18 protein-coding genes are annotated in these 19,563 nt (G+C 45.3%); 3 read left to right on the top strand and 15 right to left on the bottom strand.

Features of this window, described 5'->3' with window-relative positions; genetic code table 11:
- Nucleotides 1-249: 249 nt before the first annotated feature.
- The 6 genes from yabG to V5G21_RS09570 all read right to left on the bottom strand — a co-directional run bounded on the left by yabG (nt 250) and on the right by V5G21_RS09570 (nt 6,827).
- The gene (gene yabG, locus V5G21_RS09595) at nt 250-1,128 is read right to left on the bottom strand and encodes a sporulation peptidase YabG (protein ID WP_338465492.1); all 879 of its coding nucleotides are present in this window, start codon (nt 1,126-1,128) and stop codon (nt 250-252) included.
- A 51-nt stretch (nt 1,129-1,179) separates the two neighbouring features.
- On the bottom strand, nt 1,180-2,067 hold the full coding sequence (gene rsmA / locus V5G21_RS09590; RefSeq protein ID WP_338465491.1) for a 16S rRNA (adenine(1518)-N(6)/adenine(1519)-N(6))-dimethyltransferase RsmA: 888 nt from the start codon (nt 2,065-2,067) through the stop codon (nt 1,180-1,182).
- Nucleotides 2,060-2,665: a ribonuclease M5 gene (rnmV, locus tag V5G21_RS09585; protein ID WP_050749011.1), complete on the bottom strand. Its 606-nt coding sequence runs from the start codon at nt 2,663-2,665 to the stop codon at nt 2,060-2,062. The genes rsmA and rnmV overlap by 8 nt, the downstream gene beginning before the upstream one ends.
- Nucleotides 2,666-2,735: 70 nt before the next feature.
- Nucleotides 2,736-4,049 (bottom strand): G5 and 3D domain-containing protein, encoded by a 1,314-nt coding sequence (locus V5G21_RS09580; protein WP_152024028.1) that lies wholly within the window; start codon nt 4,047-4,049, stop codon nt 2,736-2,738.
- Between the two features lie 118 nt (nt 4,050-4,167).
- The gene (locus tag V5G21_RS09575; RefSeq protein WP_011244931.1) at nt 4,168-4,944 is read right to left on the bottom strand and encodes a TatD family hydrolase; all 777 of its coding nucleotides are present in this window, start codon (nt 4,942-4,944) and stop codon (nt 4,168-4,170) included.
- A gap of 179 nt (nt 4,945-5,123) precedes the next feature.
- The gene (locus V5G21_RS09570) at nt 5,124-6,827 is read right to left on the bottom strand and encodes a WG repeat-containing protein (RefSeq protein ID WP_011244930.1); all 1,704 of its coding nucleotides are present in this window, start codon (nt 6,825-6,827) and stop codon (nt 5,124-5,126) included.
- 142 nt (nt 6,828-6,969) lie between these two features.
- Here V5G21_RS09570 and V5G21_RS09565 point away from each other — a divergent pair, with 142 nt between their 5' ends.
- On the top strand, nt 6,970-7,623 hold the full coding sequence (locus V5G21_RS09565; protein WP_011244929.1) for a universal stress protein: 654 nt from the start codon (nt 6,970-6,972) through the stop codon (nt 7,621-7,623).
- 103 nt (nt 7,624-7,726) lie between these two features.
- Here the strand turns inward: V5G21_RS09565 and abc-f are convergent, their stop codons facing one another.
- Together abc-f and V5G21_RS09555 are read right to left on the bottom strand one after the other, a co-directional pair.
- Nucleotides 7,727-9,358 carry a ribosomal protection-like ABC-F family protein gene (gene abc-f, locus V5G21_RS09560; RefSeq protein ID WP_338465490.1) on the bottom strand — a complete coding sequence of 544 codons (1,632 nt, stop codon included), beginning with the start codon at nt 9,356-9,358 and terminating at the stop codon, nt 7,727-7,729.
- Between the two features lie 364 nt (nt 9,359-9,722).
- Complete coding sequence (locus V5G21_RS09555) at nt 9,723-10,670, bottom strand: pectate lyase family protein (RefSeq protein WP_338465521.1); 948 nt, start codon at nt 10,668-10,670, stop codon at nt 9,723-9,725.
- A gap of 389 nt (nt 10,671-11,059) precedes the next feature.
- Here V5G21_RS09555 and V5G21_RS09550 point away from each other — a divergent pair, with 389 nt between their 5' ends.
- A complete protein-coding gene (locus V5G21_RS09550; protein ID WP_212930365.1) occupies nt 11,060-11,524 on the top strand; it encodes an ArsR/SmtB family transcription factor in 465 nt (154 codons plus the stop codon).
- A gap of 70 nt (nt 11,525-11,594) precedes the next feature.
- Here the strand turns inward: V5G21_RS09550 and metG are convergent, their stop codons facing one another.
- The 3 genes from metG to V5G21_RS09535 form a co-directional block, all read right to left on the bottom strand.
- Nucleotides 11,595-13,571, bottom strand: a complete 1,977-nt coding sequence (gene metG, locus V5G21_RS09545) for a methionine--tRNA ligase (protein WP_338465489.1) — start codon at nt 13,569-13,571, stop codon at nt 11,595-11,597.
- Between the two features lie 305 nt (nt 13,572-13,876).
- The gene (locus tag V5G21_RS09540) at nt 13,877-15,709 is read right to left on the bottom strand and encodes an ATP-binding protein (RefSeq protein WP_073305809.1); all 1,833 of its coding nucleotides are present in this window, start codon (nt 15,707-15,709) and stop codon (nt 13,877-13,879) included.
- Between the two features lie 15 nt (nt 15,710-15,724).
- Nucleotides 15,725-16,672 carry a DNA double-strand break repair nuclease NurA gene (locus V5G21_RS09535; protein WP_011244923.1) on the bottom strand — a complete coding sequence of 316 codons (948 nt, stop codon included), beginning with the start codon at nt 16,670-16,672 and terminating at the stop codon, nt 15,725-15,727.
- A 251-nt stretch (nt 16,673-16,923) separates the two neighbouring features.
- Here V5G21_RS09535 and V5G21_RS09530 point away from each other — a divergent pair, with 251 nt between their 5' ends.
- Nucleotides 16,924-17,208, top strand: coding sequence for an AbrB/MazE/SpoVT family DNA-binding domain-containing protein (locus V5G21_RS09530; RefSeq protein ID WP_011244922.1), 285 nt, complete (start codon nt 16,924-16,926; stop codon nt 17,206-17,208).
- 48 nt (nt 17,209-17,256) lie between these two features.
- Here the strand turns inward: V5G21_RS09530 and rsmI are convergent, their stop codons facing one another.
- From rsmI to yabA, 4 genes are all read right to left on the bottom strand, one after another.
- Complete coding sequence (gene rsmI / locus V5G21_RS09525; protein ID WP_011244921.1) at nt 17,257-18,123, bottom strand: 16S rRNA (cytidine(1402)-2'-O)-methyltransferase; 867 nt, start codon at nt 18,121-18,123, stop codon at nt 17,257-17,259.
- Nucleotides 18,120-18,383 carry a GIY-YIG nuclease family protein gene (locus V5G21_RS09520; protein ID WP_011244920.1) on the bottom strand — a complete coding sequence of 88 codons (264 nt, stop codon included), beginning with the start codon at nt 18,381-18,383 and terminating at the stop codon, nt 18,120-18,122. Before V5G21_RS09520 ends, rsmI begins: the two co-directional genes overlap by 4 nt.
- Nucleotides 18,380-19,111 carry a tRNA1(Val) (adenine(37)-N6)-methyltransferase gene (locus V5G21_RS09515; protein ID WP_011244919.1) on the bottom strand — a complete coding sequence of 244 codons (732 nt, stop codon included), beginning with the start codon at nt 19,109-19,111 and terminating at the stop codon, nt 18,380-18,382. Before V5G21_RS09515 ends, V5G21_RS09520 begins: the two co-directional genes overlap by 4 nt.
- 94 nt (nt 19,112-19,205) lie before the next feature.
- The gene (gene yabA, locus V5G21_RS09510; protein WP_035202192.1) at nt 19,206-19,556 is read right to left on the bottom strand and encodes a DNA replication initiation control protein YabA; all 351 of its coding nucleotides are present in this window, start codon (nt 19,554-19,556) and stop codon (nt 19,206-19,208) included.
- Nucleotides 19,557-19,563 lie beyond the last annotated feature (7 nt).

Below are 19,563 nucleotides of genomic sequence, written 5' to 3'. Positions count from 1 at the left end.
GTCAAATTTTAAATTATAACAACCAGAAAACCTGTTTGTCAACAACTATCTTTGTCAACTTTTGTTGTTTGTAGGATATACTAAAAACGCTTCCTTTATGTCTGCTAATAAATGTCAATGACAGCCGTAATCAGACTGATAGAAAACGTTTGTCAGGCGAGGGAAGATGCGAATAGAACGGGGGTTCATGAGCATATGAGTGAGACAAACGACAAAGTATGCGAGCGTTTGTCTACAGTCTGAAACGCCTCAATCGGTTTGAGGCGTTTCATCTAGCTCCTTTAACGGCAAACCGAGGCGCATGGAGCCACGTGTTTCAATGCCGCCTATTCCTTTTTGCCCTGTAATGGTATTTCGCAGTATTTCCCATAAATTAACCGTCTCTAAAAAAGAAGTACGACTAAGCCTCGATGCAATATAGACTGGATCGAGCGCGTGGATGTTCACTCGTTCTGGGGAACTGGCAAAATTAGCGCCAGCTTTGATTAACGTCTCAAAATGGGACTGACAGGCCCCAGCAAAAATAAGCAAGTCATCACGGCTTTGTACCGTTGTTCTTGCAATACGGACACAGTCAGCAAAATACTTTGTGTGGCGATAAGCCTTTAATTCATCTCGGTTTCCTTTAGCTTTTGAATAGGCATCATGTCCTGTAATCACGACAATATCTGGTTGGACCATTTCCATAAGCGAGGCCATTTGCGTTGGCATTTCTTTTTCTTCCATGTGGACGCCGTAAACGGGGACGCCGAATTTTTCATATAACGCCGTGCAACGATTTAAATAATTTAAGTCTCCATCTAAGTGAAGCACACGGCCTCTCATCTCAAAAAAATGCGGCGTCTCTTCATAGCCTGATGCCGCTTGATATTCTTGCCTTCGTTTCATTAATTTCGCATCTTGGCGAAACAACCGGTAGGAGACATCCTCTCGCTCTTTTTGCCGTTTTTTATCTGTTTCCCGTTCTTTTGCGGACATTTTTTTTAGATCGGTCACTGGCGCATCCGCCAGCAAACGCATTTCTTCACCGACTAATGTTGCCACGCCGCGCTCGATTGCAAGCACACGAAACAAGACATCGCAATCATAAGAGAGTCGGCCTACCACATCACCAACTTGTATTGTCATCGCGTTGCCCCCTCTTCGATAGCCTATGAAGAGGCAACGGCGATGGTTCCTTTATCGGTCGGCTTTCCGCAACGTGGAATAAAGGGCATCGCTCAAACGAGCAAATTCCTGCGGTGACAGCGTCTCGCCCCGGCGTTTTGGATCAATCCCCGCCTCCGACAGCGCTTGTTCAACAGCAGCCTTGGCGTCCTTCCCGGCAAGGTTATGGACAAGGTTGTTTAAAATCGTTTTTCTGCGATTGGCAAAACTAGCGTGGAATACGTCAAAAAACCAACGTTCATCAATGACTTCCACTAACGGCTTTTCGCGAATCGTTAATTTTAATACACTTGAATCAACCCGTGGCTGGGGCACGAAAACAGAGGCCGGCACAACCACCATTGGCTTTGCTTCTGCGTAATATTGAGCAGCGATCGATAAGGCACCGTATTCTTTCGACCCTGGCTTTGCCGCAATTCGCTCTGCTACTTCTGCTTGGATCATGACGGTGATGCTTTTAAAAGGGAGCCTGTCTTCCAGCAATTTCATTAAAATAGGGGTAGTGACATAATAGGGCAAATTGGCAACAACATGGATAACTTGCCCTTTCGAAAACTCAGCGTCCAGCACACCGGGCAAGTCGGCTTTAAGCACGTCAGAGTGGATGATCTTTACATTCGGGTAAGCCGAAAGGGTGTCTTCCAACACCGGGATTAAACGGCCGTCAATTTCAAAAGCGACCACTTTGTCTGCTTTTTTTGCCAGTTGTTCCGTTAAGGCACCTATGCCTGGACCAATTTCGACAATGCCGTCTTGTTCATCGAAACCACTTGCTTCCACAATCTTGGCAAGGATGTTCAAATCAATGAGAAAATTTTGCCCTAAACTTTTCTTTAATGTAAATCCGTGCTTTTTTAAAATGGCATTTGTCCGCGCTGGTGTCGCAATGTCTTTATTCAAGTTCACTTTCCTCCTGTTTGTTTATCCACCTCACCGCTTCGTTAAATTCTTCAGGGGTGATTCGAAAGATGTGCAGCCGTTTCAAAAGCTGTTTCCCATTAGCATAGCCGATCGACAAGTGTTCGCCTAAACGTTCGCGGCGGCTTCTCGCCCCTTTTCCTGATAATAATCCTGCTTCCATTAAATCAGCGACCGTCATTTGTGCTGCAAATGGTTCAAGCTGCTCCGTACGAACAGCAAGAAGCGCCTCGCGGATTGCATCGGGGGAGGCATGCTCTACACCAACACTCTTCCCTCGTTGCTTCGGGTTTGCGTCCGCTTTTTTGATAAATGCGTGCTTGCAGCCTGGCACTCGCTTGCTGACAATTTGGCGAATACGGTTCCCAGCGTAGTCCGGATCTGTAAATACGATTACGCCGCGGCGTTTTGCTGCAAGCTCGATTTGTTTTAACACAGACTCGCCGACCGCCGATCCATTGGTTTCAATCGTATCTGCTTCAACTGCCCGTTTGATGGAAACTGTGTCCTTTCTTCCTTCCACAACAATCATTTCATTAATCACGAAAATATCGTTCACTCCGTTCTCTAAAAAGACCATGACGTTATTGTAGCCTGTTTTCACACAAAAAAAAAGCAAGTGCTTTGCCAGCAACTTGCTTTTTTCCTTATTAATCAAGTATTGTTACTTTCACGCTTTTGCTTCCATAGTTCGTAGCGTCTTCTTTTGTTGGGACGTGTACGTCAATTTTGTTTCCTTTGATAGCACCGCCTGTATCGCCAGCAATGGCTTCGCCGTACCCTTCCACGTGTACACGGGTGCCGAGGGGGATGACACTTGGATCTACAGCAATGACTTTCATGTTGGCATTGCTGTTTAAATCAATGCCAGTCGCCGTAATTCCGCTACAGCCGTCACAAGCCGCTGTATAAGCAGTCGATTGCATTTGCAATGTCTTTTGTTGTTTCTCTTGTTCCACTTCTTGCTTTTCTTGCGGTTTGGCGCTTTCCTGTTTCGGTTTTTCCGGTTCGCTTACTGGCTGATCCACTGGTTCTTGGCTGACTGTTTCATGGGCCGTTTGCGTCTCAGAGACATACTCTTTTGCCTCTTCTTGTTTTGTTCCAACCGCAATAACACGGTTTTCACTCTCTTCAACCGTTTCCGTCTTCACAAGTTGCCTGTCGACCTCGACGCCGTCTTCAAGCGTCACTTCATAGTGAAGAGCTTGCTTGCCTTTTTTCCCTTTTTCTACTACACGCTCCACGCCATGGTTTAAATCGCTATCTTCTTCGCGAAGCGTTTCAAATGCAGTTGGTTCCTCAATGACATCGGTGACTTTTTCAACACGTACGAGGCGGATATCAAGCCCGTCCCGCAATTCTTCGTCTAAAGCTGGCTCAACTCGGTCAAGCTCGCCAAGCTCGACATTGGCTTCTTTCAAAAAGTCAGCGACAGTCGCTGAGGTGCTCCAGTACTCGCCTTCATTGCCGTCATAGGCAAATGTCAAAAGCACTGCTGGCGAATAGGCAATATGTAATCCATCCTCAATCGGGGTATCCCCACTTGGTTCAATCTCGTCTTCTGCTTTTGGTTCGATGCCTAACTCAGTAAACAAATCGTTTACATTGTCAGCAACTGTGTAGACTGTGGTCTCCTCACCGGCAACAGACAATGTCACTTCAGCTGCGGGCTTGTAAACAATGTCCATCCCAGATTCAATCTCCGTTTGCAACGACGGTTCAATCAAATCATGTTCACCTACATGGATCTCCAAGCTTTCAAGCAAATCCGCGACTGTCGATTCGTGCGTGCGCACAGTAACCTTCTCGCCGTTTTGTTCAACAGCAACCGCATTTTTGGTCAACTCAAATAACCCAGATAAAATAAGAATTAGTCCTAGGAAAAGTGCGACTGCAATCAAGATCCTCCGCCTAATGGCAGGGTCGGCTTCAGGCCTATTCAACAGGTTGTGCTTATCGCTCATCGTTCGTCCCTCCTCAAGCACCGAATTATAGAGACGAACGAATAGCGTGTCAACAACAGTTACACAAACGTAACAAAGCAGTAACCTTTGCAATTTGCCCAGATGCTAGGAATAAAAACTAATTATTGTCTTTAATTCCAAATAATTTTAGAGCGTTTTCCCTCGTTTTCTGGCTTAGCTCCTCATAACGGATACCGCGTAATTCTGCGATATCTTCTGCCACCCGCTTTACATAGGCTGGCTCATTTCGTTTTCCCCGATAAGGGTGAGGAGCCAAATAAGGACAATCGGTTTCAATTAGCAACCGTTCGATCGGCACATGCGCAGCTACTTCTTTTGGCCGCCTAGCGTTCTTAAATGTGACAGGGCCACCTAGGCCAATATGGAAATTCATGTTTAAGCAACGGTCCGCTATTTCCACGCTGCCGCCAAAACAGTGCATAATGCCGCCAACTTCAGCTGCTCCTTCTTCCTCAAGGAGATGAACGACATCTTGGTCGGCTTCGCGATTGTGAATAATAATCGGCAACTTCACTTTTTTTGCTAAAGCAATTTGTTTGCGGAACACTTCTTTTTGGACATCTTTTGGCGATTTGTCCCAATGGTAATCAAGGCCCATTTCGCCAAGAGCAACCACTTTTGGATGGGCTGATAGCTCTTCCAGCCAGTGCAAATGCTTATCCGTCATATCGATGGCATCGACCGGATGCCAACCGACAGCTGCATATAAATCCTCGTATTGTTCCACAAGTTCCATCGCCCGCTCAATTGTAGGCTCGTCAAAACCAATAACAACCATTTCTTTAACGCCTGCTTCCTGCGCCCTTGCAATCGTTTCCTGTACATCTCCTTGGAACTGCTTGGCATTCAAGTGGACATGCGTATCAAATAACATCACTATTCACCTCAAAGGCATTTTATGCCTTTTGGCTATGTGAACGCAAGCAAAGCAAAAAAGTGGGCTTCTTTACTATCTTTTATCGTCTGCTCGCATATAGGCAATAACAGCTGTTCCAGGTACACGAAAACCATTTGCTCAGGCACACGTACTTCGACTGCCATCTGCGTATTCGATCAGTTTGGCTGATTGTAATAGTGGAATGACTGCCAAAACGGCCCCGATTGGTCAATGATCGGTTCGATCTCAGCAAAGGGAATTTTAAAAGTAGGAAAACCAGCCGCATAAGGCGCCAGCTCATATACATCAAAGACAAGATAGAGCGCATGCTCATCAACATAGAAAGGTTGGGTGCTGTTCACCCCTTTGTATGCATTTGGAAAGTACTCATCCGCCTGTTTTTTTATTTGTTCGCCTACCAGTTTGCTTAAAACTGCCGCATAATCACGGCCATGTTTAAATAGTTCCGACAGGGCATAATCATGGCCATTGCGTACGTCCACATTGGCAAAAGTCCTTGTTGGCATCCCATGGGCCGCGCCAAATGGATACGTATAGCCATCGATTTCCAACACAACAAGGTGTTTTTTAAAAAAGAGAACATTAAAATCACCTGTAAACGTACGTTCTTTTGTTTCCGCTTCTGTGACATGACGAACACCAGCTTGCTTCGCCAATTTTTGATTGATGGCCTGTTGTTCGAGTTGGTTCGCCATTCCTTCAATTTGCGGATAATAAACATAATAATTGGGCCCACGTTTATACAGGCGTTCTTGGATGCGATAAGGACGGCGCAGTAGGATTTCCGTGTCTGGGTGCCAAATGATTTTTCCATGCTCATCTGTATAAAAAAGACGCTGGTCAATGAATGCCGAAACAATGCCGTTTTCCTTCCGAAGTACACCTGTACCAGAAAAAGCGGGGAATGTCTTGACTTTGTGGCCTTCTCTATCAATAAAAAACGTTCTGTCGTCCTTCACTGCGCTAGCAGTGCCTTTGTTAAAAGAGCCAATATCATCATAAACAAAGTCCGTCAATACCGCCCCGCTTGTATTAGCGATCGCATAACGGCTTAAAAACGGCCTATTGGCGTCCTTCGCTTTCCCAAGCGCAATACGTCCTTCTTGAAGCAAGCGTATTTCATTGTATATAGGTTCAAAGATGGTGTCGCCTGCTTTATTCATCAACCCATAAGAATAGTTGTCGTCACTCGTTGCGATAATCGCAAAGCCATCCTCATAGGCAAAAGCCATGCCATATTTGGGCGGAATAACGACATTTCCTGCTTCATCCAAATAGCCATAACGATCGCCTTCCTTAAAAGCTATTCGTCCTTCGCTTAGCGATCCCACATCGGCATATGGATATGTATGCAGCACAAGCCCGTTCTCATCAATTAACTGAAACTCTGCCGTTTTCGTTTGCACGACCGCTTTTCCTTCGTGAAAATCATAAGCAAAAAGATAACGGGCTGCTATCACTTCCTCGCCATCAGAATTAAGAAACCCGTAACGGCCATTTGTTTGAAACAGCGCACGGCTATTTTTCATTGGAGCCATGTAGGCATACGTTTTTTTCGTACGCACCTGGCCTTTCTCATCAATCATTTTAAACCCGTCTTTTGTTTGGATAATTGCCCGTTCTTCTGAAAAAGGTTGAATGCTTTTATAGACCGGCTTTACGGCAAAACGGCCGAATTGATTAATAAGCCCTTGCTTTTCATTTAATGTAACAATCGCAAAACCATTCCTTTGAAAAGGCTCTGCTCCTTCATAAACGAGTGAAATGCGGATGCGCCCTCTGTCGTTGATATACCCCCATTTCGTGCCATTTACCGTCTTCGTCGACACGGGATAAAGGTTCTCAGTCAATCGATCCACGCTACCAACCTCCTGCTTCGCCTGGTTGGTCCAGTATATGACTGCTTTTCCTAAGCCATGTATAAAAATGGCCGATTTTCATTTGGCCATTGCCCTGTGTATACTGGGTGGTAAGCACCAGAAAAGGAATGGAGGGAAATGTATGCCTACTTCGTCTAATGAACGGATCCTTGTTTGTGTCAATTACGGTCATCACGGCAGCAAACTCATTAAAAGAGGGGCCAGTCTTGCAGCCCAACTAAACGCGCCTTTATCGATCCTCGTGTTTGATTCTTTGCCAGAAGAGGAGTATAAACACGATAAAAAAATTGATATGTCCATTTTTAAAGAACTTGCTGATGAATACGGTGCTGATTTGAGTGTAGAGAAATCTCATGCCTACAATATTACAAACGTTATTTCGAACTTTGCAAAAGAAAAACAAGCAACACAAATTGTCATCGGCCAAATTGCTGAAAATTTATGGACTGCCCTACTCGGCGGTTCGATTATTGACACGTTGCTTGAAAAAGCACCGTTCGCTGATCTTCATGTTGTCCCTAAAGAACGGGCCGATGAAACGGATAATTGGAATTTTGAAAGAGGCGTATCTGCCTATTTGGTGGAACAAACAGATGGCACTTATGAACTGCGATTTGACGACAGCAAAGGCTTCACCTATGAAGGCGTCTTCTTTAAAGAGCGGCAAACGGATTTTAATAGCGGCATTTTCTCTTTCACTAAGGACGGCCATATATTTGAAGTTCGTGTTGACGATGGCACAGTCCGCCAACTGGTCGATATCGATGAAACATAATCGTATGAAACCAGTTACTTGCCAATCGTCCTCTCCATCTAAAACTAAAAAAGCGCCAAACGACGGGCATTTCCCCTTTGTCTGGCGCTTTTACTTTGGCTGCTTATTGCTCGTGTTTTTTTCGTTTTGCCCAGGCGTATGAAAACGAGCCTTCATAACGAGTGGCAGCCCCATTTTCAAGCCAATAGGTGACAGGAAAAAGTTTGTTCAAAAAATAACGGTCATGGGATACTGCGATGATCGTGCCTGTAAACTCAGCCAATGCCTCTTCAAGCACTTCTTTTGAGTCTATATCAAGATGGTTTGTCGGTTCATCCAACACGAGCACATTATGCTTTTCGAAAATCAACTGCGCTAGCCGCAGCCGCATTTTTTCGCCTCCACTTAAATCGGCGACACGCTTAAAAACGTCCTGGCCATAAAACAAAAACCGCGCTAACTGGCCTCGGGCTTCGCCATCTGCTAAAAGCGCACTGGCGCGGAATGCTTCGAGCACCGTCTGCTTTGGATCAAGTTCTGTACCATGCTGGGACAAATAGCCTAGTGAAACACTAGCCCCTATTTTGCATTGTCCTGTATCAGGCTCGATCTCCCCTAATATGAGCTTTAATAGCGTCGATTTCCCCTCTCCATTAGCGCCAACAAGGGCCACTCGTTCTTGATGGCGCACAGCTAAGTCAACTTGACCAAGCACTTGCCGTTCGCCAAATGTCTTCGAAACGGATTTTAGTTCAACTACATCTTCGCCACTGCGCCCTTGCTGCTCAAAAGACAATTCTACTTTCTTCGTTTGCGGCGGCTTTTTTAGCTCTTCCATCCGCGCTAATGCTTTTTCCATGCTCTTAGCCTGGCGGTGCATCCCTGCATTAGGCGGATTCGCGCGGTTCGCCCATTCTTTCAGGCGCTTTATCGCTTCCCGCATTTTCTTCATCTTTTTCTGTTGATCCGCGTATTGCTGGAATTCTCTCATGAGGCGTTCTTCACGCTCTTTTAAATAGCCACTGTAATTGGCTGCATATTGATGCAGCACCCCGTTCTCCATTTCCCATATTTCCGTTACAGCCGCATCAAGGAAAGCACGGTCATGAGAAATAATGAGCACAGCCCCTGCATAATGGCGCACCCAGTCAGCAAGCCAATCAAACGCGTACAGATCTAGATGGTTAGTTGGTTCATCTAGAATGAGTAGTTCAGGCTTTTGCAACAATAAACAGGCTAGGCCGACTTTTGTCCGTTCGCCACCGCTAAGAGCCCCCCACCGTTTCTCAAGCAAACCCGTAATGCCAAGCCCTGCGGCAATGCGGCGAATATTGGCCTCATATTCAAAGCCACCAACATCAGCAAACTGCTGCTGTAAACTGCCGTATTCCTCTAAGACACGCTCTAGCTTGGCTGGTTTCTGCTCAGTTGCAAGCACTTCTTCCAATCGCGTCATATGCTCTTTTACTTTTTTTATATCGCTAAATACCGTTTCTAGTATCGTGTAGACACGTCTATCAGGCGAATAGGTAGGTGCTTGGGCTAACATGCCTTTCGCCAGTCCTTTACGCCAGCCGACCTCACCAGTTGCAGGGGGTTCTACTCCGGCAAGAATACGGGCCAGTGTTGTCTTCCCTTTGCCATTCCGTCCGACGAGACCAATGCGGGCACCGCTTTTGATTTCCATGGACAGGTTTGCAAACACTTGTGTAGCGCCATATGACTGGCTAACTTGATTGGCATAACAAAGAATCACGTTTCATTCCTCCTATTGATAGTAGGAAGAGACTTGTGTACACCAAAAAGACGGCAGAGAAAATTCTCCGCCGCCTCAATCCGTATGCGAGTAGAAATGTCTCTTCCTAATGGTTTTTCCTATGCAGTTGCGTAAAAAAGGACAGACTGGTCCAATTTTGCAACAACAGCGGAAAAAATAGCCTGACAAATCCACAAATAGGCGCGAAACTTTGCCTGGCTGCCATTAAAAAGATCCATGTTCTACTCACCTCCTTCATCATTACTGTTAGCGTAATGGAAGAAGGCAAAAATGTAAAGCATTCTATTCCTAAAACGGGAGGTAGTTGTTTTTCTACCTCTTTAGGTGGCGCTTTCAAACAACTTTAAGGAGAAATAACGCCAACTCCGGCGTTCGCCCGCACCACATCCTTCACTTGGTTTACAGGCGTTGCTTGATAGCTGTATGGTGGATTATAAGTCGTTGTCGAGACAGTTGGCTGCTCGCCAGTCGAAGAAACATAGCGGTTATTGACTAGATGCCAATACCCGATTTCCTTGCTGTCTCGGCTCACAATTGGATTGTTTGCTCTTTCAAAATCGTTCTCCTCGATTCGTACTTGAGCGCCCATGCGAGAATTGATCCCTGTCTCTCTAATATCTGCGTAGTAATTACTGAAAATATGGGCTTCGCCAAAGCGAATAGAAGGCACACGGGAATTCAAGTTTTCAAAGTAATTATTGTGGAATGTAATTTTTCGTCCATATGAATCGCTGTCAGACGAACCCATCAGCATCGACTTCCAGCTGTCGTGTACATAGTTCCATGAGAAAGTGATGTAATCAGCATCCCGTTTCACATCAAACAATCCATCGTAATAGTCCTTATGCACATCAAGGCTATTATAGAGTTCGTTATGGTCGACCCAAATGTTTTTGGATGGGCCTTCAATGCTAATGGCATCTTTATCGCCTGTATTCACATGATGGATTTTCAAATTGCGGATGATCACGTTATTGGCCCGCCACACTTTAATGCCAATTCCGTTAAGTTCCCCATTTGTTCCTACCCCTAACAAAGACACATCATTGACATCTTTAATGTCAATCTTGCTTGCAGATGTGTTTGCAGGCGTGATCGTTCCGTTTATATAAATGGTTAAAGGCGTGTTCGCCTTTTTATTTTTTAGTGCGGCTATCAATTGGTCACCGGTGGAAACCGTGACAACATCTCCTCCAGCGCCTCCTGTAGTCCCTCCATTAAGAGTGGCAAACCCTTGCATTGAGAAATTCACATTGGCTGCTTCCGCCCCTTCTTGCCCATACGCTGGCATGGAAAAAGCACCAAACGCCAGCAAAAACACAACCATGAACGACCACAACTTTCTCAAAACTCATCCCCTGCTTTCCTTTATTTTTTCTACTCAACAACCGACTTCCATCCTTGCCTCCTTTCATTTGTAAATCATGCTCAGTTTATTACACAGCTTGCTGTAACGATGATAATCATTCTCTCAGAACCCATTTAAAGCTAATTGTCCACTGGCTTTTTTCGTTACTTTCTTTCTCGGACAATCGAGTCGTTATCGGCTGTTTTAAGATTTTTGTACAAGCGCTGCCTTCTTTTCTAGTTGCAATTTTGTTTCTCAATAGGTAGAATAAATGCTACTGTTAATTTAAAAAAATAAATCAACGTGCATATTGACAAAAATGAGGGATCGTTATGCAAAATTATGAAGTTATGGATATTACGTTAAAACAACAAAAAATCATATCCGATCCTTTGCGTGGGCAAATTATCAGTTTGCTCGCAGAAAAGCCGATGACTTCAAAGCAAACAGCCGTTGAGCTAGGAAAGAACCCTGGAACAATTTATTACCATATTAAGCAATTGTATGAACATGGCATTCTGGAACTCGACCATGTGGAAACAGTAAAAGGAATTGTCGAAAAGTATTATAAAGCGAAAACGACTTTGTTCAGGGGACCTGGGGGAATAGGGGAAGAGCACCGTGTGAAAAATAGGGTGCCTTTATACTTGTCCGATACGTTAATGGATGACATGCAGGAAGAGATGTACGAGCTTTTTAAAAAATACGGCAAAAAAGCACGGGCCGATAAAACTGCGAAAATCCCTTGCATCGTTGAATTTTCTATCACGGAAATACAAGAAGACAAAAATGAGTGAGCGTGACAGCACTCACAAAAGAACCAGTCGCCGGCAACTCCGGTCAACTGGTTCTTTTCTTTATGATTCGTTATTTTACTTGCGCCCCGTTGGGCAGATCACCGTCAACGGTTGCGAGCTGCAGTTTCTTTCCTTTTGAGCCTGCGAGGATCATCCCTTGGGACAATTCACCGCGTAGTTTAACAGGCTTTAAATTCGTCACGCAAATGACTTTTTTTCCAACTAAATCACTTGGTGCATAATACTTGGCAATCCCTGAAACGACTTGGCGCGTTTCCGTGCCCAGGTCCAACTGGATTTTTAACAGTCGGTCCGCACCTTCCACTGGCTCAGCAGCAGTCACTTCTGCAACCTTAAGCTCGACCTTTGAAAAATCGTCGATTGTAATTTCATTTTCATCTTCTATTTCCTCAGGTTCTGGGTCGGCCTTGCCACCCATAAGCTCGACAATATAATCGACTTCTTTTTCGACATCAAGGCGTGGGAAAACAGGCTCGCCTTTGCTAACCTTTGTACCAGCCGGGAGTTGCCCAAAAACGCGGATCGATTCCCAGCCAGCAAGGCTTTCGTCAATGCCTAGCTGTGCCCATATTTTTGCTGGCGTTCGTGTCATAAATGGGCGGATCAGCACAGAAATGATCCGAAGTGACTCGGCTAAGTGGTACATAACCGAACCAAGAAGTTCGCGATTATCTTCTTCTTTTGCTAGCATCCACGGCTGCGTTTCGTCAATGTATTTGTTTGTACGGCTAACGAGTTGCCAAATCGCAGCCAAAGCAATCGAGAACTCCATTTCCTCCATCGCGTCTTCCACTTTTGTAATCGTTGCTTGGACAAGGTCAAGCAAGTCCTCGTCAAATGGCGATGCACTTTTGACGTAAGCAGGGATTTCGCCATTAAAGTATTTATTGATCATCGCTACAGTACGGTTGAGCAAGTTGCCAAGGTCATTGGCTAAATCATAATTGACTCGTTCTACAAATGCTTCCGGCGTAAAGACCCCGTCAGCACCAAACGGCACTTCCCGCAGTAAGTAATAGCGGATCGCATCGAGACCAAAATGGTCAATTAATGGCGCAGGGTCAACCACGTTTCCTTTAGACTTTGACATTTTGCCGTCCTTCGTCAAAAACCAGCCATGGCCAAAAACTTTTTTCGGCAACGGCAAATCAAGCGCCATTAACATGATCGGCCAGTAAATTGTATGGAAACGCAAAATATCTTTTCCGACCAAATGGACATCGGCAGGCCAGTACTTTTGGTAAAGGGTGTCATCTGTTGTTCCATAACCAAGTGCCGTAATGTAATTTGTGAGCGCATCAATCCACACATAGACGACATGTTTTGGATTGCTTGGCACTTTCACGCCCCATGTAAAGGACGTTCGCGAAACAGCCAAATCTTGCAGACCTGGTTTAATGAAATTGTTGATCATTTCATTTTTTCGTGATGCTGGCTGGATAAAGTCAGGGTTTTCTTCATAGAAAGCTAGGAGGCGATCTGCGTATTTGCTCATCCGAAAGAAGTAAGATTTTTCACGGACTTTTTCGACTGGATGGCCGGAGTCTGGGCTTTTTCCGCCGATAATGTTGCCTGATTCGTCTTTAATAGGGTCAACAAGCTCCCGTTCACCATAAAACGTTTCATCGGACACACAATACCAACCTTCATACTCGCCTAAGTAAATATCGCCTTGTTCAACAAGTTGTTCAAAAATTTTCTCGACCATGTTTGTATGGCGCTTTTCCGTTGTACGGATAAAATCATCGTGTGAAATGTCAAGTTTCTTCCATAACTCTTTAATCGGTTTTACCATTTCATTCGTGTATTCCAGTGGAGAAATTCCTTTTTCCTTCGCCTTCTGCTCAATTTTTTGCCCATGTTCATCTGTCCCTGTCAAATAACGGACATCATAGCCGCGTAGCCGTTTGTAGCGTGCCATTGCATCACCAGCAACGGTCGTATAGGTGTGCCCAATATGGAGCTTGCCGCTTGGGTAATAAATTGGTGTCGTAATATAAAACGTTTTTTCGCTCACGCTATTCATCCTCTCTCTTTTTGAATAAAACAAAAAACCTCTCGCCGCATCGGGACGAAAGGTTTGCTCACGTGGTACCACCCAAATTTTCCTCATCATGGGACAAGGCTCAAAGCCAGTAACGTTGGCACACGCTGCCCCCTTACACTCGGCTCGAAGGCATGTATCTCCAGGACCATCTTCCAAAGCGCGCCAGTCCGGCTTTCACCTAACCCGGCTCTCTATCACAAGCGCTCTCTTTGTACTCATCCGTTCATAGACATTCGATTTATCTTCATTCTTATCCAAAATATAGCCAATCATACATCACTTTGTCAAGCCTGGTCATACAACGTCGCAAATGGCGTTTTCTCTTTTTTAAGCTTTCCTTCCCTGCATAAACGTTCAAGTTCTTCTTTCCACTCAGAGACATCCCATGCTTTGGACGCTTGCTTGTTTAATGCATCCAGCTTTTGCATCACGTGCATTTCCGCCATTGGCAAAAAGTCCGCTAAAGCAGCAATGATTTCTTCATCGTCTGTTGCATTCATTTGCTCAAGCTCATCAAATGGATTCATCGTATGGGGACTCGTTGAATGGGCTAGCCGAATCCGAACCGCCATTGTCCGGCCGATAATCGCCGATGAAACAAAGACATCCCCTGACCGCAAATAAGGAAGACGCTTGCCTTCTTCCGCTGTTAAGTCGGTTTCTTCCTTAATCGTTTGGATGTCCGTTCCCCGCACTGTACGAAAAACAAATTTTGAATTGAGCTGTGCCGTAATCGTTTCATCGAGCAACGTTGGTCGTTGCGTTGCGAAGATTAGAAACGTCCCATACTTCCGTCCTTCCTGGGCAATTTCCTTTAACACTGACTTGGCTGGCGCATCAAAGCCTTTTGGGGCAAAATTGTGCGCTTCATCGGTCACAATGACAAACGGCGGAAAAAATTGGGCTTGTTGCTGCTGGAGCTTCGCATCTTTGTAAGAGCGTCTTTTTGAATAAAGCGTGCCAATGACATAGCTGGAGAACACTTGCAGCAACCAAACAGCTCCTTGGACGACAACAAGCTTGCCACTATGGATGCCGTGCTCAATGGCACGGATATTTTGTTGGAAAAGCCCTGCTTGATTGAGCCGGTGCAAGCGCCATTGAATTCCTTTTACAGAGGACGGCGGCAAACTGCCAAACTGATCTAACAATTTTTTAAAGGTGCCGTATCTAGCTATTTCATCTCGTGACATGCCGCCGTCATGGAGCATACCGTCTATTTTCTGTTTGCCCATGTCAAGTGCTTCTATTAAATTGGCAACGCGGTCGGAAAACGATTGATAACTGTCTTTCTTTTTATGGAGTGTTTGCACGACATTAACCATCGATTCTGTTAACGATCCGGCAGCGCCAAGGAGCCTTTCGATGTCCCGTGTCGACAAGGCGGAGAAATCAACGCCAACATCGCGGCCGATTTGGACGACTTCATAGCGTGAGTCGTAATCAACCTGACCTTTATGAGCTTCGGTTTTGCCTGAAAAATTCATTTCAAAATGGGGATCAAACACAAGCGCTGGAATTTTTAACTTCATTAATTCCTCAAGCATCACCCGCAAACCGAATGACTTCCCTGATCCCGAGCCACCAAATACGCCAATATGGGGATATTGCTGCATCGCGCGAATGTCAAAAATGAACGGGACACCCTGTTGCGCCGTTGTCTTTCCTTGTTCGTGCATAAGCATAAGCCCTTGTAAACGCTCAGGAATCGTTTCGGCGATAAAGTCAGTTGACTTCACTTCGCCGAGAACCATCCCTTTCTCTGGCCCTGTCGTCAACAGCAAATGCTCGATTTCACTAAACTCAGGATGGCGCACTGCTGCACCTGTTTGGATTGGCTTTTGGGCCTCTTCAAATAAGCGCACTTTGGCTAGATGGATATCGTCTTGGCCAATATCGTATCCAATCGCTTCGAGTGTTTCCAGTACATCGCGATCGACTAACCCTTTGTCCATTCCCATTGGAATATAGCGATTGTAGGAAAATGTTTCGACGACTTCCCCTTTTGGCTTAAACAGTTCGTCGTCTTCAATGACTAACATTTCATTCATGCGGAACTTATGGGTTTTTGAAGCAACATGGACTTCATGCTGCGTCGTGACACCAACCACTTGCATCGTTGTTTCCTCCTTTTAATAAGGCCTGCTTTGCCGCATTTTTGTAAAAAACTGCTTCCGAACATCGGGATCTAAATATTGTTCAACCAACCCTTCGACAAGCTGGTCCGTTATGCGGATTTCTTTGTCAATGTAATCAAGCCAAAGAGGAATGCCCCGGCCTTCTTTTGGGGTGAGCGTACAAAGCAAATCGCCGACAAACGCCATATGTGACGCTTGTTCTTCAAGCATATCAAATCCGGTGATCGCAGGCGTCGCCCCAAGCCTCATCCAAACGGACGTTAAGCCTGCTTTATGTTGGATATCTTCCAGGTAAACCATTTCATTTTGGTTTAACACGCCAAACAGCAAGTCTCTGTCATAAGAATACGGGTTCTTCGCAAACGGGGCAAAAGCTGGCAATTGAACTAAGTTTTCCGTTGTGATTTCTTCCGAAACGCCAACAAGCAACGTATCGTTTTTTAATGCAAGCGCCCGCAACGCTTCCCATTCCTCTGGCGCGTCAATCCGATAATGGTAGAGGGCCCCGTCCATGAGCATGACGCGGATATCTTCTGCTTCAAGCAAGCGGGTAGCCGCTTCAAGCTCTAACTTAGCAAGTAAATACGAGCGGCGATTGCCTGAAGACTCATCTTGTTCCTCCAACAAGGGCACATACAAATCAGAAGCCCATTGTTCCTTACCATCTGTTGTTTTCGCTAACGCTTGAAAAAAATAAAGGACATGTGGCGGCTCGCCATTTGTTTGGTTGACCGAGCCGTCAGCGCCGCCAATTTTCCGCCCTTCTAAAAGATTAACTAGGTGGCCTGCCGAAATTGTCTCCATTTGTCGAATAAGCGTTGCCGACTTCCTTAAATTTTGTCGAATCAAATCTTTTTGACTATGACTATTTGAATACTGCTTTCTTAAAAGGTTGTTAGATTGCTTTAATTTGGAAATTATTTCTTCGCTTAAATCCATCATTTCTTTCCCCCTTTCTGAGATACTACCACTGTTAAACCATTGCTATTACAGGATTATTCTTTCCAATGCACTCGCGGGGCGCACAAGTTTTCACAAAATATGCGATTTTTTATATAAATTTGTTTGACTTGTTTTGGAAATATTGTTATTCTTAGATTACTATAGAATTATGTCGAATTATGACACATACAGAGTCCGTTTATTTTTCGTAAATAAGCGCACACCACCATATTTGAGGAGGAAATCTAAGAATGAAATCTACAGGAATTGTACGCAAAGTGGATGAATTAGGTCGTGTTGTCATTCCCATCGAACTGAGACGTACATTAGAAATCGCCGAAAAAGACGCGTTGGAAATTTATGTCGACAATGACCGCATCATTCTCAAGAAGTATAAAGCTAACATGACTTGCCAAGTAACTGGCGAAGTGTCTGATGACAACCTATCACTCGCAAACGGCAAGATCATTCTTAGTCCTCAAGGTGCCGAAGCAATCATTGGCCAACTGCAAGAATATGTCGCTAAAAAATCATAAGCATGATGCTTTTAAAACCTGCCTCTTTATGTGGCAGGTTTTTTGTTTTTAGTGCTGATGGTAGGTTTGGTAAATTTGCCGTTTCGGAACACCACGATCAACAGCTACTTGCTTAATCGCGTCTTTTTGGCTTAGGCCAATGGCGATATAATGATCCACATGCGCTGTTTCACTCAACGGTGCCCACCATTGTTCTTGCTCTTCATTTGCCTGTTGGCTTGCCCCTTCGACAACTAAACAAAACTCCCCTTTGATCGTCCCTGTTTCGGTCCAAGCGACCGCTTCACTTAGGAGACCACGCTGATACTCTTCAAATTTCTTAGTCAGTTCCCGGCCAATGGCGATTTCCCTGTCGCCAAACGCTTCGTACATCGCTGCTAACGTCTGGCTAAGGCGGTGTGGCGCTTCGTAAAACAACATCGTTTCATTTGCTGTGGCCAAACGGGCTAACGCTTCCTTCCGATCTTTTTTCACTCGCGGCAAAAAACCGTGGAAGGCAAATTGCTTAGCCGGCAAGCCTGAAGCGACCAAAGCAGTCAGGGCTGCATTTGCCCCAGGCAAAGCGACAACGGGAATGCCTGCATCAATGCAGAGCTTGGCAAGCGCTTCACCAGGGTCAGAAATTCCAGGCATGCCTGCATCACTGACAAGAGCAATTGTTTTTCCCTTTTCCATTTCCGCTAAAAGGTCAGCGCCGGCTTGCTTTTGATTATGCTCATGGTAGCTGACTAGCGGCGTATGAATGTCAAAGTGAGCCGAAAGTTTCCGAGTTTGCCTTGTATCTTCAGCGGCAATTAAATCGGCTTCTTTCAATATCCGAATTCCGCGGAATGTCATGTCCTCCAAATTGCCAATTGGCGTCGGCACCAAATAAAGGCACCCATCCGTGTGCTGGAAACTTTTTTGCTCTTTCATCGTCCTTCCTCTTTTCTTCGCATGGCTATGTAAAGCTGCTTTTCCTTTTTGGATAGTTGTTTAAAGGCATATTCGCAGCGCATCGCCTCTTCTTTTGTGGGAAATTCTTCAAAGAATACGAGCGTAAACGGCCCTCTTCCCCGGGTATACTTTGCCCCTTTGCCTGCTTCATGCATCGCTAGTCGTTTTTGCAAATGGTTGGTATACCCGGTGTACCAACTGCCATCCTTGCACTCAAGCACATACATCACATGTGTCATCTTCCAAAATACTCCCTTTGAAAGGCTGGCGTATACTCGTCTTCATTATAAACAATTAACGGCGGTTCACAAACAAGCCCTGGCTTGCCACCTTTTGTCCCTTCCAAAAGGACGATGTTGGCGTTTGCTTCCCCCCGAGGGTGGCAAAAACGCAGTCGTTTTGGCTCGATGTTGCATTTACGCATCTCCTCCATCATGTCCGCAAGCCGTTCTGGGCGATGGACGAGCGCTAGCTTGCCGCCATATTTCAATGCATAACTGCCTGCTTGGACAACGTCCGCCAACGTGCAGGCAAGCTCATGGCGAGCGACGGAGAGAGCACGCTGTTCTTTTACTTGCTTGTTTCCTCCAAGTTGAAAATAAGGAGGATTGCATGTAACTGTATCATACGAGCTATGGGCAAGGTTGTTTTTTGTGTCTTTTACATCAAAACATAGTGAAGTTACTTGTTTTTCTAGTTGATTCACGCGTATCGTCCGTTCTGCCATATCATGCAATCGCGCTTGAACTTCAACCAAATCGATCAATGCTTTCGTGCGAGCCGACAGAACGAGACCGACAATGCCATTTCCGCTGCACAAATCAAGAATACGCCCCTTTTGGATGGGCACATAAGCAAATCGGCCAAGCAACACCGCATCAATCGAATAAGCGAATGTCTGGTCACTTTGGATAATCGATAGGTTGCTGCCAGCCACTTTGTCGAGCCGTTCTCCTTGTAAAAGCATGGCCCCTCCTTTATCAACGAAAAAGTCGGCTACCCGAATAGATCGTCCAAACGGAGCCGACTTCTTTATTTAACATCTTGATGGTTGCACGTGCTTACTTTTGGTGCAGAAAGGACAGGCAAAACAAGCAGTCATCCCCTTCAGGCCTTATACTGCCGTAATGGGTGTTGCAAATATGGAATCCTTCTTGGTACAAACGGGCCAAATTTTCATGGCCTTCCCCCACCATTTTTTTGCGTGAGCTTTCTCCTGAGGGCGTAACCGTGTTTTTCGTCCCAGCTTCTGGTTCAAGCCGTTTACGGAGATTTTCATTTTCGACATGCAAGTAATGGTTTTCTTCAATTAAGTATGCCAGTTGCTCTTTTAGCCCTCTTAGTTCGTCATGAAGATCCCCTATCCGCTCTTCAAGGCTCGAGACTTGAGTGAATATGGCTTTTTTGTCCACATGGTTC

This window comes from Shouchella rhizosphaerae (genome assembly GCF_036700015.1).
Lineage (GTDB): Bacteria > Bacillota > Bacilli > Bacillales > Bacillaceae_D > Shouchella > Shouchella rhizosphaerae.
Note: the sequence above shows the minus strand (reverse complement) of the source record. Positions and strands in the feature narration are given on the sequence as shown.